Source organism: Exiguobacterium sp. s28 (assembly GCF_018618135.1).
Taxonomy (GTDB): domain Bacteria; phylum Bacillota; class Bacilli; order Exiguobacteriales; family Exiguobacteriaceae; genus Exiguobacterium; species Exiguobacterium mexicanum_A.
In genome coordinates this window covers 52,399-67,453 of record NZ_JACSLL010000006.1, presented here as the reverse complement: position 1 = coordinate 67,453, position 15,055 = coordinate 52,399, and the positions used below count along the sequence as shown (strand labels likewise).

The following is a 15,055-nucleotide window of genomic DNA, read 5'->3' as shown; positions in this document are numbered from 1 at the left end:
CGGGGCTCGTTTTCGTCATAGCTGAAAGTGTTCCTTGATTCGTTTCGCGACCGTCGCCGCATCGAGATGTGTGTTGTTGATGCGCAAGTAGTTGTCGACGTCGAGTTCCCCGTCTCGTGAATTCAAGCGGTACAGCGTCGCCGTCTGCTTCAACTCGCCTTCCGACCAGGCGATGTCCCGCTTCGTCGGTTTATGCGTCAACCGGTTCTCCGTCGTGTTCCGGACGAGCCGTTCCTCGATGTCCGCCTCGAGCTCGACGTAATAGATGTCGGCCCCGTTCGACTCGAACAGATCGGTCACTTGTTTGATATACGCCCAATCCTCTTCCAAGTCGAACGCCCAGACGAACGTGAAGATCATCCCGTCCAAATCACTTTTCGCGACCGCGTCGAACAGCTCATGGCGGAACAGTTGGACGAGGCGACGCCCTTCCGGTGTCCCGTAACTGAAGAACGGACTGACGAGGTCGATCGTCATATGGTTATGAAACAGCTTCAAGTCGGTGATTCGTGCGAGCTCTTGCCCGACCGTCATCTTGCCGACGGCTTGCGGACCAAATAAGACTACAAATTTCATGGTTTTCCCTACTTTCCGGATGCTTTTTGTTATTCTAGCATGCCATATCGGAGACAAGATACAATATCCCACCTCATTTTCTAACATTTTCCTTTTCTAAGTCGATATAATGAGAAGTGAAACTATAGACCTGAGGTGCTACATATGTATAAACGTTTATTCAGTTTACTTCTCTTATTCAGTTTTTTCTTGGTGGCTTCCGTCTCCGCAGAAGCGACCGCCCTATTAATCAAGGTCGACACACCACTCCTCGTATCGATGGAAGACAGTGATAGCTTGACCGTGTTACCGAAAGGCACAGCCGTCACTGTTCTCGATCGGTCCGATACCCACGCCCTCGTATCAGTAGGTGAACAGACCGGGTACGTCCCGAACGAAGTCCTCGCCGAACCGGTCACGAAAACTGTCATCGCTGAAACGGACCTGCTGGATGAAGCCGGGAATGCGGTCGAGTCTTTATCATACGGTGCGACCGTGAGCATCTACGATTTAGAGGACGAGGCCACACTCCTTCGCATCGTCGGCGCGACGGCTCGATTCGTCCAACGTGCTGCGCTTGCCGATACGGCGCCTCCACTTCTTGGGGAGACACGTTATGTGAAATCGAAGACTGACTTGTATGCATCGCCGCGCACGGGTCCCGTCGTGGGGCAATTGCCACTCGGACAAACCATCACCGTGTTCGGACAAACGAACGGATATTTCCGCATCCAATCGGGTGACCGCTATCGCTATGTACCGGCGCGTGCCCTTTCAAGTCGCCCCGTCAAAACGACGGAACGGTACATCTCAAAAGATACGTCCTTGTACGCCGATGCGACCCAATCCACTCGTGTCGGGACGGTCAAGCGAGGTCAACGCATCAGTATTTACGGACAAGTCGGGAGTCGGTCGCGCGTCTTCACAGGCGGGCAGTATCGATTCGTTCAAACGAGTCATACGAGCACGACCAAACCTGCCCCATTGAAGACCGGTCAACGCTACATCACAAAAAACGCCACTCTTTACAGCGAATCGTTCAAACAAATCGGGACGTTGAAGCGCGGAGCACTCGTGAACATTTATGGGACATACGGGAAGTACACGCGCGTGTTCACGGGCGGACAATATCGCTTTGTCGCAACCAGCCTGACGAGCACGAAGAAGCCGCCGCTCTATGACACGACAGGTAAACGTTACGTCAAGTTCGATGAGGTCGAGGTATATCAGGCCGCGTCCACGTCTTCTAAACAAGTGACCGAGTTCAATCGCGGACGGTTGATTGAGACATACGGTACGAGCGGACATTACACACGCGTCAAAATTGGGACGAGCTATCGTTTCGTCGCCACTGCGTACTTGAGTCTAAACAAGCCGCTTCCGAAACCGAAAGTCGGGACCGTCTTCTACACCCAACTCAGCGGGACACCGTACTTCTCGAACGATATCGCCTATACTCGTCCAGCCGGACAGTTAGCACGCGGCGCCAAGCTCGTCGGGCTTCGCTCGATCGATGACGACTTTTGGCAAGTCCGGCTCGCATCCGGTAAAAAAGTATATGTCTTGAACCCGTATATTGCCAAGACGAAACCGAAGGCGGTCGCGGCGAAAAGCGTGAACGTCAAAGCGCATTATCACACGTTCAAACGCACACCGTTCTATGCGAATCCGTACGATACGAAACCGATCGGGTACCTCGACTCGAACCGACGGGTCTATCCGCGGTCCCTTCACGGCGATTCGTATTTGATTCAAGACAGTTGGCGACCGGTTTACGTGAAGAAGCAGGACATCCGTATGAAATCGGACCCGTTACTCGCGTCACGTGGCAACACACAAGCCGAGCGCATGATTGCGGCGGCTGCGAAACATCTCGGGACGCCGTACACATGGGGTTCGCAGTCTCCGCTCAATGGCGGGTTTGACTGTTCCGGACTCATTCATTACGCGACCAACCAAGCCGGTAAAGTCGGCGGACGGACGAACGTGAGCGGTTATTGGCAAAGCAACCATTTCAAGAACCGCCGGACGAATATTTCGAGCGGAAAACGAGGCGACATCATCTTTTTCCACGGGACGTATCGCAACGGACCGTCTCATATCGGCATCATGCTCGACAAAGAGACATTCATTCATGCCGGTGGCGAGATGCTCCAAATCAACTCGATTCATGATCCGCAGTGGCGCCCTCATTTCCTCGGCTACAAATCACTTTAATTCAAACACGCCTGACCTCATGGGAGGACAGGCGTGTTTTTTGGTAAACCCGTATGTTCGAAACATAAGATTGTGTAGAAGCGGGAAAATAGGAGTAGCCGCTATCGCTTGTCCGTCTCAAAGGGAGGCCCACCATATGCCGAAGGACCCTCAACTCGAGCGCTACGTCCTGCGCGTCTCCGTCGTCTGCTCGTTCTTTTTCGCCGTCGCCGGAATCGTCGTCGGCTATTGGCTGTCTTCCGCCTTCATTCTCTTCGATGGGATTTATTCGTTTTTAAGTGTCATTATGAGCTGGATCTCACTTCGGGCCGGCGTCTATATGTTGACGACCGATAAGCGGTTCCCATTCGGCAAAAGCTTGATTGAACCGCTCATCATCCTATTCCAGTATGGCGTCCTCTTGTACGTGATCGTCGACGCCTTCCTCGGGGCCATCGACGACGTCCGCGCCGGCGGCAATGAACTCGTCCTCGGTGGAGCTCTAGTCTATTTGGCCATCAGCGCCGCGGTGACATACGGTATCTTCCGCTACTTACGCACGTTCCAGATGAAGGCGAGCTCTGGTCTCGTCAGTGCCGAAATCGTCCAATGGCGGCTCAGCTTCATCTTGACGGGCGGGGCCCTCGTCGGCTATTTGATTGCCCAAGTGCTAGTCTGGCTGTCGTTCGACGCCATCTCTCCTTACGTCGATCCGGTCATGCTGATCATCATCACGCTTTGGCTCGTCAAGACGCCGCTCATCGAGATGTGGACCGCCATCAAAGAGTTGATTGGGATGAACACGGAGACGCCGTACAGTAAACAAATCACGCTCACCATCCTTCAAGTCGCCCATCACTATGACGTATTGAAAACGTATGTCCGGACGACCAAATCCGGCAACATGCTGTTCATCGAGATCGACCTCGTCGTCCCGGAAGACTATCGATATGACAAGATCGCCGAGCAGGACCGCATTCGTCAGAAGATTGAGGACGCGCTCGCGTTCTTGCCGTATGAGAAGTGGCTGACAATCTCGTTCACGCAAGATAATCGCTGGGCCGAATGAAAAACGAGCGACCCGCAGTCGCTCGCTTCGTTCATGCTTCAAACGCTCGTCGCAATACTTCTTCCTCCTCGGCATGTCCCAAATTCCGATTCACGACCCGCTCGACGTCGAGTCCGAGCTCCTCTTTCAACAAGTTCGCGCTCCGATCTTGGCCGATGATGACGACCTCACTCCACTTGTAATGCTTATGCAGTTTACGAATCTCTTCGGCGATGTCCCGATAGAATTGATGGATTTGGTTCTCTTTCCGGCTATCGAATTGATCCACTTGGCTGCTCGATGAAGCCTTACCGCCCGCACCGCGCCCTTGATAGCGTCTCCATTGGTCAGTGTCTAAATCAAGATCGAACACGACGACGTCCTCGACTTCACCGAGTCTGGTGTCATATGCCGTAATGCTGTCAAGCTGGGCGAGCAAGATACCCGTGTTTGGGAACTCGGCGTCGAGTCTCTCGATTTGATCCAAGTTCGGTTTGTCCCCGTAATGGAACTCGTTGTCGACATCGAGCTGTAGGAAGTGCAGTTCGAACAACCCGTCATTCCCTTCCGCGAATAAGACGATGCTACGCAACAACTTATGCTCATTACTTAATATCTCGTGTTCAGCCCGTTCGCGAAGCTGTTTGAACGCCTTCCATTTCGCCTCATCTCCGCTCGCCTCGACTTCTTGCTCGAGCCGGCGCAACTCGTTTTTCAAGTGAATCTCCCATTTGCCACGCTCACTCGGTTTCGTGCTCAAGTACAGACTGAGTACTCCCGCCTCCGCATTGTGAAGTTGCTTGATTTTACCTAGTTCAGTTGATAATGCCATGTCATTCCCTCCTTAGTAGATGAAAGCAGCAAGTATCCCCGTGATGAACACGGATGTGATGGTCACCGTCGAAAACCCAGCGACAATCATTTTCGGTAATATCTCATCCTCGATGACATGCACCTCCTCTTCCGTCTCCCCGATACTCTTCGCCGCCTCCTCGCTCAAGATGAGCGTGCCCGGGAATCCGTACAGCGCCGTCAATCCGATCGCCATCGACATCTCTTTCGAATAGCCAAGGAAGCGTCCGACGATGAGTGCGAACAACAGCAATCCAGATACCCCGAGGACGAACGAGATAGTAATCGGGACGATCAAATCGAACAATGCGCTCGGTGATAGCGTCGCGAGCGGGCCGAAGATGATGAGAAGAATCGCAATCATGATGAGACCATAGGCATCGATTCCGTTCAACGCGTTCGCTTTCAAAATCTTAAAGCGGCGCAACACAATCCCGAGAATCAAGGCGATGACGAACGTGTTCAAGTAGCCGTTCGTCCAGCCGCTCAAGACGGTCGAGATGAGGACGACTACCCCCATGACGAACAGCGTCCCCGCCGTCGTATGAAATGCGGCCGGTAAAATCGAATCGTCCGTCTCGTCATGGACGACCGCGTGCTCTTCCGGTGTGACGAGGGTGCCGTCGCGATGTGCCGTCCGGATGCGACGCGCTTCTTTCCGTAGGATAATGGATGTGAGCGGAAACCCGATCAACCCTTGCGTCGCCGCAATTAACACTGGGAAGACGGCGACCGAGACGAGACCAGCGTTTACCGCCGCGTCTTGGACGAGGATGATGGAAATCGTTCCGCCGCTTATGGCTGCGATCGCACTGAGCACGTAGTTCGTGTCGAGGAAAAACTGACCGATGCCATATAGGAAAGCAGCAATCCCGAGGACAGCGGATACCCCGATGACGAACGTCTTCCATTGTCGTTTGAACTCATCGAGGCTGATGAGCGTCCCAAGGTGGACGATGACGAGTCCGACGACCGTCTGACCGAGGGTGAGTAACGAAGAGGAAGGCAGTAAATCTTCTGGGAATAATCCTGATTTGAAGCCGATGAGAAAGATGACCGAGGCGACGAACAGAGACGACAGGAGCGCTTTCGTCTTTTTGGAGACATAGTCGCTAATCGTCCAAATCAGCATGACGATCGTGAAGGCGAGTAAGGAGTTCATGCCGGAATCCCCTTTCAGGATTGAGTCCTACATCAACGAGTTGAATCACCGGAGAACTTCGACTGTTTGCGGAGCGCATATAGTTTTTGAATGTTGAGAAATGTGACTTTGAGGACAGCGTAGAGCGGGACGGCGAGCAACATACCGACGAGACCGGCGAGACGCCCCGCCACGAGCAGGACGAGCGTGATAGTGATGGGATGAACACGAAGTGACTTACCTTGGACGAGCGGTGAGATGACGTTGGCGTCAAGTTGTTGGACGATGGTGATGGCGATGATGACGTAGATGGCTTTGACCGGTTCATCGATGAACGCGATCAAGACGGCAGGTGCGGCCCCGAGGAACGGACCAAAATACGGGATGATGTTCGTTGCGAAGATGAACAGACCGAGCGGCAGGAAGAATGGGACGTCGAGCAACCACAAAGCGATTGTCGCGAAAAAACCGACGAACGTACAGACGATGAGCTGGGCCCGGACGTAGCGTTTAATCGTCTCGTGCATGTCGTGCAGGATGTGACGGGCGTCCTGTTCATATGTCGGTGGAATCCAGCGGACGATTGCGCTCGAGAGCTTACCGCCGTCAATCAACATAAAGACGTACAAGAACAAGGCGATGAACAACGTGAACAGTCCGGAGACGATGAGGGCGAGCAGACGGCCGAGCGACCCGGCGACCGAACCGATGACGACTCCGAGCGCATCGGCCAATTGGCGGACCCACGTCTCGACGGACGTCGCGTTCTGTTCGGCGTACTCCCGAAACCAACTGTACTCTTCGAGGCGAGCGTACAATAACAGGAATTGACGATAACTCTCTTCGGCGAAGCGCGGGAACGTGTCTAGCAAGGCGAGCAGTTGCCGCGTGATGAGCGGGCCGAGCGTCAGGACGAATACGACGGTCAATAAGAGCAACAGCAACAGAATCGCCAAAATCGCGAGCGACCGGCGCTTGAACTTCAGTTCCAACCAATCGACGAGACCGACCGTCAAATAAAACAAGATGCCGGCGAATAAAAACGGGGTCAGGACGGTGGCGAAAAAGATACCGATCGGATAAAACAAGAACTCGACTTGCTTGGCCATGAACACGATCGTCAAGATGAGCAACACCCAAATCCCATTACGAAACGCACGGGTCGTCCAAAAGGGCTGCATGTCGGTTTCCCCTTTCTGAAACGTTACATTAGTTCTTTCCCGTTTTGAACAAGTTCAGTCCACCTACCTGTTTCGTATGTGCCCCCGACAAATATTTGTTTACCCCCGCTTCATATGAGGAATAGGCATATCATCTATGTTTATAAAGGAAGGTGTCATCCCGTGACTTGTCCACGCTGCGGAGCGAAGACCCGCTCGAAAACTACTGTTTGTCCGACGTGTGGCCATCGCCCGCGTCGCTTGAAATGGATTGCTGTCCCTATTGTCATCGCACTCATCGCCTTCGTCTCGTTTTTGACGAACGCCTATCTCACCGACACTCCGCGCTCGAGTGAATCGCTCGCCGACAAAGTCGATTTAAACATCACCGAAGATACGGTCTCGGCCGACGGGGCCACCACCGTCGACCTCGAGACGTTGCAAGATAGCTTATATACGATTGGAACGGGCTCCGGCTTTTTGATTAGCCCGCAAGACGTGTTGACAGCGGCCCATAACGTCGCCGGCATCACTCGCGTCACATTGAAACAAGGCGATGAGACGGTGAATGGCACCGTCGTCGGTCGGACCGACGCCATCGCCGTCATCCGCATCGAGAAAGTGAAGGCGACACCGCTCTCGTTCAGTCACGCGATTGTCGGACCGGACGAGCCGGTGTTAACGCTCGCGCCGGATGAGCAGATCGAAGGAACGCTCACATTCGAAGAAGACAGCTATAAACGGGAATTCGATTTACCGAACCGTGCCGTCGGCAGCCCAATCGTCACGGCCAATGGCCGGGTGCTCGGCCTTCACTTGGTGACGAAGACGCTCCCGGTCGCCTTGTTCGAACAAGACGTATTGTCGTTCCTCGAGTCGGACACCCCGGCCCCGCCCCCGACGAAAAAACGCAGTACGCCGGCCGCTGAACTGGCTCCGGTCGCACCGATCACACCGGTCCCAAAACGAGAGGACCCGGCAGAACCCGCTCCGGCTCCAGAACCGGAACCGACACCGGAACCAGAAGCTGCTCCCGAAGCTCCAACTGAAACCGAGGAGCCAGCAGAAGAACCGGCTCCGGTCGAAGAGGAAGCACCAGCCGAGCCGGAACAACCGGCCGAAGAACCTGAGACGCCTCCCGTCACAGAACAACCGACCGAACCTGACGTCCCTGTGACCGAACCGGCGGAACCGGTCGAGCCAGAGAAGCCAGCCGCTCAGGAGAAAGAAGCGGAAGCACCGGCACCGGTCAAAAAGCAAGACAAACCGAACACAAAACCAAAGACAGATCAGCCCGACACAAAGCCGAAACAAGACAAGACCGACAAACCGGTACCACCGTCCGTCACCGAGGAGAAACCGGACGCAACTGACGCGACCGAGGATGTCCCGGACGAGCCGGCAGAAGACGAAGAAAGCACGCCATCTGAATGATGGCGTGCTTTTTCATGTGTCTTTTCGAGAGCGCCGCTGCACGTTGCCGACCGCGGCCCCGAACAACAGCAGGATGATCGACAACATCCAAAACGGCATCACGTCCTGCAACAACCAGACGATCAGCGCACTGATGGCGATGACGACGCCCATCCATAAGAAATTCGACTGTCCCATTCAATTCACCTCGACACCATCATAGCACATCGATTCGATGCGCCGTCGCCCGGGGCGGCAGCGAGCGGGTCATCTTCTCATCATGCTCGACGCGCACCTGTTGACCGACGGCGAGCGGTGTCTCGTCCTCTCGTAGCGGCTCCTCCCAATGAAATACGATCCCATCGAACGGCTCGGCATCCAAGTTCGGCGCGACTCGAATCCGCGTTGGCTCGAGCTCGACGATATACCCTGTGAACGTGACCATCTCCATTCCTCCCTTTCCTCGGAAATCCTTCCCTTTTCTTTTCCCATTTTTTGAAATTAATCTACTCGTCCGTCCAATTGCTCGGTATAATGAAGCCACACTCATGAACTTGGGAGGGACCCTCATGAAACACACCATCGATTTACACCATCCAGATTTTCAACGCACCTTCCTTGAGATGATGCTCCTTGAAGAACTGATTGACGATTATAACGCCGAGTCCATCGAGTCGCTCATCGTCCGCGGCGAGACGCACTTTCCCGAGGACCCGTTCTTCCCGGCGATGCGGGCGTATCCGCTCATCCGCGAAGGCGAGTTCGGCCGGGCCCGCGCCGTGCTCGAAGCCGCGGGCGAAAAAGGCGACCATTACATGATCCACTGCCTTCATGGCCTCTTGAGCGATGATACGAATTTCACGTTCGAGGCCGAGCAGCATTTCCTTCGCGCCGTCGAACGCTATCCGGACGTGCCGATGGTCCAACGCGCGATTGCCGTCCATTACTTCAACCGCAAGTTTTACGGGGAGGCCGGACTCCACTTGATGCATTACGTCCGGCTCGCCGGGTTCAACGAAGAGACCGTGCCAATGCTGCTCGAATTCTTCCAAGCGTTCGATGAGATCCCGCTCGAGATGAACGATGAGCTCCTCAAGGTGGCCATCGGATACTTGAACGCGAACCCGCGCAACCCGCGCGCCCACTCGCTCTATGCGTCCATCTGTAGCCATCGGGTCGAGATGCTCGTCAAGCGGTTGCCGGAAGACAATCATCAGCTCGACGACGAGACGATCGCGATGCTGCTCGAGGTCGAAGAGCACGGCATGTGGAGCGCGACATATGACGACAGTGAGGACCATATGTTCCGCGCCATGTTCGCCGATTATATCGACAACGTCGTCTTGCCGAACACGTCGAAACTCTATGTATATCGCTTGCGTCTCCGCTACTGGTACCACCGGCTCACGCACCGCTTGACCGGGGGTTACGGGGACTCGATGCGTTCGTCGTAAACAAACAAGGGGTCCTGCCACCGCATGTCGGTGACTGGACCCCTTGTTTTTATCCCATATACGGATGAATCGGTCCGCGCAACTCGAACGAGTAGTCCTCGTGGTTAACGATACCGACGACCTGGTCGCTTTCGAGCAACTGCATCAAAAACTCGGCCATCTCTTCGGCCGTATGATACTTCTCGACGTTTTGGCTATAATCAAAGTCCTCTTCTTCGCGGGCACGGTTCGCAAAGCCGGTCTCCGTCGCGGCCGGTGCGAGCACTTTCGCCCGCAGTTTGTCCCCGTCGTTCATGAGCTCTCGGGCGAGCCCTTCCGTGTACGCACTGACGAAGAATTTCGACGCGCTGTACGTGACGCCTTTTTTGGCGATGTGATAGCCGACGACGGACGCGACGTTCACGAGCGTCGCCCCTTCGACGTTGTGATAGTCCCGGACGTACAGGCTCGAGAGCACCGTCAACGCCTCCACGTTCAAGCGGATCATGTTCTCGATTTTTCCGACCTCGACGTCTTTCACGAGATTCGAGTCTCCGAACCCGGCGTTATTGACCCACGTCTCGATATCGAGATCGGCGAGTGACTCATACAATCCGTACACGTTCTCGCTATAAGACAAGTCTTTCGCTTTGATGATGACGTCACTCTTCGGTGAAATCGATTTGATCTCACTCCGCAGCTTCTCGAGTTCATCGTGACGACGCGCCACGAGCACGAGCGACTTCCCTTGTTTGGCGAATTGTTTCGCCGCTTCATAGCCAATGCCTGAACTTGCCCCGGTGATGACGGTATATTTCATAATCCTGTCCCCTTTTCACTGTAATCGAGATCGATATCTCTCTTCGGCAATTCCCCTAACCCTGCCCCCTCAATCCTTGGAACACGCAAAAACCGTCCTCCCCTGGACAGGAAAGGACGGTCCACATTACGTTTGGAAGCGACCGATGAGCGTCTGCAAGTCACCGGTCATATTGCCGAGCGACTCGGCGACACCGTTCAACTCTTGAATCATCGCGAGCTGGGCGTCGGCCGTCTCACCGACACTACGCATCGTCTCGGCCGTGCCTTCACTGTCACTCGCCATATGGATTGCCGCTGTCGCGACTTGTTTCGTCGTCGTCGCAATCTCGCTCGAGGCGACCCGGATCTGTTCCGTGTTCTCGACCGAGGCGTGCAATTGCCCGACGATTTGTTGGAACGACGCCGTCGCTTCTTCGAGCAACGCCGTGTTCGTCTCGACGCGACGGGCACTGATGGCGTGACGTTCGAGCACCGCATTCGATTGCGTTTGAATCGATTCGATCAAGCCGGCGATTTGGGACGCCGATTGTTTCGACTGTTCCGCAAGCTTGCGGACTTCTTCGGCGACGACGGCGAAGCCTTTCCCTTGTTCCCCGGCCCGGGCCGCTTCGATGGCCGCGTTCAAGGCGAGCAGGTTCGTCTGGTCGGTGATCGACTGGATGACCTCGGTGATGAGGGCGATCTCGTCTGACTGTTGTTTCAACGCCGTGATCGACTGGCCGGTCACGACCGTCTCCGATTCGAGCGCGAGCACTTCTTGCTTCGCTTGTTGAATCGTCTGTTCCCCGCGTTCGGCGAGCTTCAGACTCGTCTGGACGTCTTGACTGATCGTCCCGATCGACGTGGCGATCCGCTCGACGCCTTCGTCGGCCGCCGCGACCGCCTGTCCGCTCTTCGAGGCAGCCGCCGCCTGGTTGACCGTCTCACCGACGACTTGTTCAATCATCCGCGTCGTCTCCTCTGTCTGCGACGACATCTCTTCCGTGCTCGCGTACAGTTCTTCCGACTGCGCCGTGATTTCTTGGGCGTTCCGGCTCACTTCGTCGATGAGTTCGCGGAGATTGCCTTTCATCTGGTTGAAGCCAAGCATCAACTCGCCGATTTCATCGCGCGTGAGCGCTTGTAGGTCAGCACGTGTCAAATCACCGTCAGCGACGATGCCGACCTCGTCCGATAGTTGGCGAAGCGGGACCGTGACCATGCGTTGGAGGAAGTAGCCGGCGCCAAGCGTGAGTACGAAAATGATGACGGCAATCACTGCAGAGTATATCAATGCACTTTGACCTCGGCTCTCAAGCTGCGCTTGCTTCGCCAACATCGCGGCTTCCGATTCGGCTTGCATCGTCTCGCCTGACTCAATGATCGATGCCGTCACATCCGGCATCAACCGGAGCGCGAGTCGGTCCACCGTCTCTTGATCATCCGCGTCGATTGCTTGAATCAACTGTTGTGCTAAGTCATCGTAACCTAACGCGTATGACATCAAGTTCTCTAGTTCTTTCGTCTCTTCTGTCGAAGGCGAGAGTTCTAACAGGGCGTTGATTGCTTCTTTTTTCTCTTCTGACCCTTGCTGCTCTGCTTCAAGCCGGGCCGGCTCTTGTTCAAGAATATAACCACGCAGGCCATACGCCTGACGGACCATCCCTAACGATAGTTCATCGGCCGCCTTCATCCGCATGACATCTGATGAAATCATTTCTTCATATCGGCTCGTCGCATCGTTCAGCGCCATCAGATTGTAACCCATCCCGATTACGACGAGTAAAAGAATCATTCCAATCCCGCCAAACAGTTTCTGCGTCAATGTGAGTTGATTTAGCCTTTTTTTCATCTTCTCGAGGAACGCGTCCTCTCACACCTCTATTTCTATCAAATTTTGGAATCACATGATTTCTATCGGTTTGTGCAAACGGTTTTCCACATTTGTTTCCAATTCTTTTATCGATTGACCTTATTTACGAGTCTTATGTTCCATTTTTTGTCACAAAAAAACCGCAGCTCCTCACGGCTGCGGCCTCGTTTCATAACTTGAACTGTGACACACGATTCGAAAGTTCGATCGCTCGTTGTTCGGTTTCGTGCATCCGAGTTTGGACGTCGTTGAACCGCTCGACGGACAGTTGGACTTTCTCCGAAATCGATTGCGTCCCGTCCGCCCCTTCCGTCACGGTCGTCGCGACTTCTTGGATGACGTGGAGGATACTGTCGGTCATATGGCGGAGTTGGAGCGCGTTCGTCTCGAACGTCTGTGCCGTCTCCCCGAATACGGTCGCATCCGCTTCATATTGCGTGGCCGACTCCTCGAGCCGGTCGTAATCGGCGAGCACTTTCGTATCGAGGAACGTCAACATATCAGCCGAGCTCGTGTTGAGCCGGGCGACCGAGTCGATGACCGTATGCGATACCGCTTGAATCTCGTTCACCGTCTGGCGCGAGTTCTCGGCGAGCTTACGAATCTCCGAGGCGACGACGGCGAAGCCGCGACCGGCATCCCCGGCCCGGGCCGCCTCGATCGATGCGTTCAAGGCGAGCAAGTTCGTCTGGTCGGCGATGGTTAAGATGGCGCTCGTCAAGACGCGAATCTGTTCGACCGACTGCGCGCCTTTGATCGCCTCGTCGAGCTCGATGCGCTTCTTGTCGATGATGGCGTTCGCTTCTGTCTTCGAGGCGACAGCCTGCTCACGGAGCGCATGGGCCCGACGCTCGACATCGCTCGCTGTCTTGGCGCTCTCGTTCGAGAGGTCGACGATTGTATCGATGGATCCACCCATCTCGACCGTCGACGCACTCATCTCTTGCGACGACGCGGCCGTCTCTTCCATCCCAGCCGTCAATTCTTCGACCGTGCCTGACGTCTCTTCCATATAACGGCTCAATTGTGTCACTTCCGTCGCCACTTCTTTCGACGACACCAGGACGACTTTCGCCGTCTTGTCGACATCGACCATGATGTCGCGCAACGTGGCGAGGAACGTGTTGAACGAGCGGCTCACTTGAGCGATCTCATCGTTCGACGTGACCGGGATGGCCATCGTCAAATCGCCGCCTTGCGAGGCCAATTCGTCAAATTTCTCTTGGAGCACCCGCATCGGTTTGATGATTGAGCGCAATAAGCTCAGTCCGAGAAACAAGAGAAGGACGAACGCTCCGATCGTCACGACGAGCAGTGCGATGAGCGACTGCCCGAACTCGCGTTCCATGTCGGCGCCGACGCGTTCTGATCCTTCCGAGTTATAAGCAACGAGTTCGTTCAGGCGTTGCGTGAAGTTATCGTATGTCGATTGTGACTGGGCGTCATAATACGAACGGGCCATGCCGTTATTGCCGGACGTGCTGAAGATGAGCATGTTGTCCGATACGCGCTGATACATCTCCCACTGCCGACTGAAGTTGGCGAACAGCTCTTTGTCTGTCTCGCCCGTCGCCGTCTGTTCGTATTTCGGGGCAATCTCATTGATGCGCGTCCGAATGTCTTTCATCTCGGTCATCAATTCTTCTTTCGCGGCCGCGTCTTCGGTCACGATGTGTTCGAGCTCGAGCGCGCGATAGTTCGCCGCGAGCGTATTCAGTTCATGGGCGTAGTCGAGCCCTTTGCTCCAGTTATTGACGATATCATCGCCTTGCCGGTTCGCATCGGCGAGCGATAAGAGCGAGTAGCCGCCGACCCCTGCGACCATGAGGAGCGCGAGGATGACGAGTCCCCACAGCTTTTGACGGATGGTCAGGTTCTTGCCGGTCACCCGCTCCCCTTCACGCGTGCTCGACTTTCGCCACTTCGGTTTCCATTGAAAGCGCCGGACGTTCAAACGGTTCCGCAACACCTTCCACTTCTGTTTCACTGACATATGTATCTTCCCCTCTCGCGTGCAACGTTTCTTCCTATATCGTCTTGACGTCGAGGAATCTAAAGGAAATTGACCAAAATAAAAAAAGATGACTGAAAACTCAGTCATCTCTTGACTCGTTATTGGACGTTCAACACGGTTTGCGTGCCTTCGATCATCTTGATTTCTGTCCATTTGACGACGCTCTTGCCGAGTGGGTCGTTGGCGACCATGAAGTCGGCGAGTGCTTGAACTTTTAACGGATCGACCGGTTGTTTCACGTTATTCAAACGGAAGCGTGATACTTTATTGAACATATCCAAAAATGCGATTTCTACTTTAGTCTCAGTCATGGGTTAGTCCTCCTTGGATGTGGGTGTGATTAGACGAGATCGTATTCGCGAACGACCGACACGGTGAAATCTTCTTGCTCGGTCAAGTCGAGCATGAGGTGGCCGAACGCCTCGGCGTTGTCAGCCGTGAGCGCCGCCCGGATCGGACCGAAGCGCTGCGTTTTCTTCGTCGGTTTCAAGCTGTTCAAATCATGGTGCGTCGTCAAGACGAGCGTCGCTTTCTTTTCAGTCAATACGGCCATGGGGGATGGCTCCTTT

At 54.7% G+C, this 15,055-nt stretch carries 15 protein-coding genes; 4 read left to right on the top strand and 11 right to left on the bottom strand.

Annotation, left to right across the window (positions count from 1 at the left end; translation table 11 throughout):
- Nucleotides 1-15: 15 nt before the first annotated feature.
- A complete protein-coding gene (locus KNP78_RS08310) occupies nucleotides 16-576 on the bottom strand; it encodes an AAA family ATPase (RefSeq protein ID WP_214823638.1) in 561 nt (186 codons plus the stop codon).
- Nucleotides 577-720: 144 nt separating this feature from the next.
- Here KNP78_RS08310 and KNP78_RS08305 point away from each other — a divergent pair, with 144 nt between their 5' ends.
- Complete coding sequence (locus KNP78_RS08305; protein WP_214823637.1) at nucleotides 721-2,772, top strand: SH3 domain-containing C40 family peptidase; 2,052 nt, start codon at nucleotides 721-723, stop codon at nucleotides 2,770-2,772.
- 136 nt (nucleotides 2,773-2,908) lie between these two features.
- Nucleotides 2,909-3,820 (top strand): cation diffusion facilitator family transporter, encoded by a 912-nt coding sequence (locus KNP78_RS08300; RefSeq protein WP_214823636.1) that lies wholly within the window; start codon nucleotides 2,909-2,911, stop codon nucleotides 3,818-3,820.
- Between the two features lie 31 nt (nucleotides 3,821-3,851).
- On the opposite strand, the gene KNP78_RS08295 is transcribed toward KNP78_RS08300, so the two are convergent.
- The 3 genes from KNP78_RS08295 to KNP78_RS08285 are packed head-to-tail and all read right to left on the bottom strand — an operon-like array spanning nucleotide 3,852 to nucleotide 6,973.
- Nucleotides 3,852-4,631, bottom strand: coding sequence for a VLRF1 family aeRF1-type release factor (locus KNP78_RS08295; protein ID WP_214823635.1), 780 nt, complete (start codon nucleotides 4,629-4,631; stop codon nucleotides 3,852-3,854).
- Between the two features lie 12 nt (nucleotides 4,632-4,643).
- The gene (locus KNP78_RS08290) at nucleotides 4,644-5,813 is read right to left on the bottom strand and encodes a hypothetical protein (RefSeq protein ID WP_214823634.1); all 1,170 of its coding nucleotides are present in this window, start codon (nucleotides 5,811-5,813) and stop codon (nucleotides 4,644-4,646) included.
- Nucleotides 5,814-5,845: 32 nt separating this feature from the next.
- On the bottom strand, nucleotides 5,846-6,973 hold the full coding sequence (locus KNP78_RS08285) for an AI-2E family transporter (RefSeq protein ID WP_214823633.1): 1,128 nt from the start codon (nucleotides 6,971-6,973) through the stop codon (nucleotides 5,846-5,848).
- A gap of 162 nt (nucleotides 6,974-7,135) precedes the next feature.
- On the opposite strand from KNP78_RS08285, the gene KNP78_RS08280 reads away from it, so the two are divergent.
- Nucleotides 7,136-8,386, top strand: a complete 1,251-nt coding sequence (locus KNP78_RS08280) for a hypothetical protein (RefSeq protein WP_214823632.1) — start codon at nucleotides 7,136-7,138, stop codon at nucleotides 8,384-8,386.
- 12 nt (nucleotides 8,387-8,398) lie between these two features.
- On the opposite strand, the gene KNP78_RS08275 is transcribed toward KNP78_RS08280, so the two are convergent.
- Entirely contained in the window at nucleotides 8,399-8,563 is a 165-nt protein-coding gene (locus KNP78_RS08275; RefSeq protein WP_034778922.1) for a hypothetical protein, read from the bottom strand.
- 19 nt (nucleotides 8,564-8,582) lie between these two features.
- Nucleotides 8,583-8,810: a DUF3221 domain-containing protein gene (locus KNP78_RS08270; RefSeq protein WP_214823631.1), complete on the bottom strand. Its 228-nt coding sequence runs from the start codon at nucleotides 8,808-8,810 to the stop codon at nucleotides 8,583-8,585.
- Nucleotides 8,811-8,934: 124 nt separating this feature from the next.
- On the opposite strand from KNP78_RS08270, the gene KNP78_RS08265 reads away from it, so the two are divergent.
- A complete protein-coding gene (locus KNP78_RS08265) occupies nucleotides 8,935-9,819 on the top strand; it encodes a tetratricopeptide repeat protein (protein WP_251128502.1) in 885 nt (294 codons plus the stop codon).
- Nucleotides 9,820-9,868: 49 nt separating this feature from the next.
- On the opposite strand, the gene KNP78_RS08260 is transcribed toward KNP78_RS08265, so the two are convergent.
- The 5 genes from KNP78_RS08260 to KNP78_RS08240 form a co-directional block, all read right to left on the bottom strand.
- Nucleotides 9,869-10,618 (bottom strand): SDR family NAD(P)-dependent oxidoreductase, encoded by a 750-nt coding sequence (locus tag KNP78_RS08260; protein ID WP_214823630.1) that lies wholly within the window; start codon nucleotides 10,616-10,618, stop codon nucleotides 9,869-9,871.
- Nucleotides 10,619-10,744: 126 nt separating this feature from the next.
- Complete coding sequence (locus KNP78_RS08255; protein WP_084592853.1) at nucleotides 10,745-12,451, bottom strand: methyl-accepting chemotaxis protein; 1,707 nt, start codon at nucleotides 12,449-12,451, stop codon at nucleotides 10,745-10,747.
- Nucleotides 12,452-12,641: 190 nt separating this feature from the next.
- A complete protein-coding gene (locus tag KNP78_RS08250) occupies nucleotides 12,642-14,465 on the bottom strand; it encodes a methyl-accepting chemotaxis protein (protein ID WP_214823629.1) in 1,824 nt (607 codons plus the stop codon).
- Between the two features lie 119 nt (nucleotides 14,466-14,584).
- Nucleotides 14,585-14,797: a DUF2922 domain-containing protein gene (locus tag KNP78_RS08245; RefSeq protein ID WP_034778930.1), complete on the bottom strand. Its 213-nt coding sequence runs from the start codon at nucleotides 14,795-14,797 to the stop codon at nucleotides 14,585-14,587.
- A gap of 29 nt (nucleotides 14,798-14,826) precedes the next feature.
- Entirely contained in the window at nucleotides 14,827-15,039 is a 213-nt protein-coding gene (locus KNP78_RS08240) for a hypothetical protein (protein WP_058764453.1), read from the bottom strand.
- Nucleotides 15,040-15,055 lie beyond the last annotated feature (16 nt).

Excerpts from the sequence above, each read along its gene's own strand:
- KNP78_RS08310 (WP_214823638.1), bottom strand. The coding sequence starts at position 576 with ATGAAATTTGTAGTCTTATTTGGTCCGCAAGCCGTCGGCAAGATGACG.
- KNP78_RS08305 (WP_214823637.1), top strand. The coding sequence starts at position 721 with ATGTATAAACGTTTATTCAGTTTACTTCTCTTATTCAGTTTTTTCTTG.
- KNP78_RS08300 (WP_214823636.1), top strand. The coding sequence starts at position 2,909 with ATGCCGAAGGACCCTCAACTCGAGCGCTACGTCCTGCGCGTCTCCGTC.
- KNP78_RS08295 (WP_214823635.1), bottom strand. The coding sequence starts at position 4,631 with ATGGCATTATCAACTGAACTAGGTAAAATCAAGCAACTTCACAATGCG.
- KNP78_RS08290 (WP_214823634.1), bottom strand. The coding sequence starts at position 5,813 with ATGAACTCCTTACTCGCCTTCACGATCGTCATGCTGATTTGGACGATT.
- KNP78_RS08285 (WP_214823633.1), bottom strand. The coding sequence starts at position 6,973 with ATGCAGCCCTTTTGGACGACCCGTGCGTTTCGTAATGGGATTTGGGTG.
- KNP78_RS08275 (WP_034778922.1), bottom strand. The coding sequence starts at position 8,563 with ATGGGACAGTCGAATTTCTTATGGATGGGCGTCGTCATCGCCATCAGT.
- KNP78_RS08270 (WP_214823631.1), bottom strand. The coding sequence starts at position 8,810 with ATGGTCACGTTCACAGGGTATATCGTCGAGCTCGAGCCAACGCGGATT.
- KNP78_RS08265 (WP_251128502.1), top strand. The coding sequence starts at position 8,935 with ATGAAACACACCATCGATTTACACCATCCAGATTTTCAACGCACCTTC.
- KNP78_RS08260 (WP_214823630.1), bottom strand. The coding sequence starts at position 10,618 with ATGAAATATACCGTCATCACCGGGGCAAGTTCAGGCATTGGCTATGAA.
- KNP78_RS08255 (WP_084592853.1), bottom strand. The coding sequence starts at position 12,451 with ATGAAAAAAAGGCTAAATCAACTCACATTGACGCAGAAACTGTTTGGC.
- KNP78_RS08250 (WP_214823629.1), bottom strand. The coding sequence starts at position 14,465 with ATGTCAGTGAAACAGAAGTGGAAGGTGTTGCGGAACCGTTTGAACGTC.
- KNP78_RS08245 (WP_034778930.1), bottom strand. The coding sequence starts at position 14,797 with ATGACTGAGACTAAAGTAGAAATCGCATTTTTGGATATGTTCAATAAA.
- KNP78_RS08240 (WP_058764453.1), bottom strand. The coding sequence starts at position 15,039 with ATGGCCGTATTGACTGAAAAGAAAGCGACGCTCGTCTTGACGACGCAC.